Origin of the sequence: Actinomadura physcomitrii, assembly GCF_008923205.2 — a bacterium.
In the GTDB taxonomy this organism is placed as follows: domain Bacteria; phylum Actinomycetota; class Actinomycetes; order Streptosporangiales; family Streptosporangiaceae; genus Spirillospora; species Spirillospora physcomitrii.
The window spans coordinates 1-614 of record NZ_WBMS02000110.1 but is presented as its reverse complement, the minus strand read 5'-3'; the positions used below and the strand labels follow the sequence as shown (position 1 = coordinate 614).

General features: G+C 70.4%; 1 protein-coding gene. It reads right to left on the bottom strand.

Translation table 11 applies throughout. The features are described 5' to 3' along the window. Positions 1-614: thiamine pyrophosphate-binding protein (locus tag F8568_RS46470; RefSeq protein ID WP_268896557.1), on the bottom strand; the 614-nt coding region annotated here is incomplete at both ends.

Below are 614 nucleotides of genomic sequence, written 5' to 3'. Positions count from 1 at the left end.
CGCCAGACGCGCCGCGCGAACAGCTCGTCCGGCCAGTCGTACGCCTCGGCCTGGACGTCCTGGGGCAGCGCCAAGGTGACGGCGCCGGTCTCAGCGGGACCGGTGAGCACCCGCATCGCCGCCATGAGCGCGCTGGGGAGTTGCTCGGGACGGTTGATGCGGTCCCAGTACTTCGACACCGGCTTGAAGCAGTCGTTCACCGAGACGTCGTAGGAGCGGGCGTCTTCGAGCTCCTGCAGCACCGGATTGGCCGGGCGCGTCGCGAAGACGTCCCCCGGCAGCAGCAGCACCGGCAGCCGGTTGACGGTCGCCAGAGCCGCGCCCGTGACCATGTTCGTCGCGCCCGGCCCGATCGACGTCGTGCACGCGAACGTCGACAACCGGTCGTTCATCCGCGCGAACCCCGACGCGGTGTGCACCATCGCCTGCTCGTTGCGCGCCATGTAGTACGGCATCTCCTCGCCGTACTCCAGCAGCGCCTGCCCGATCCCCGCGACGTTCCCGTGCCCGAAGATCCCGAAGCACCCGGGAAAGAACCGCCGCTCCTCCCCGTCGCGCTCCGACCACTGCGCCGCCAGGAAGCGCACCAGCGCCTGCCCCACCGTGAGCCTCAT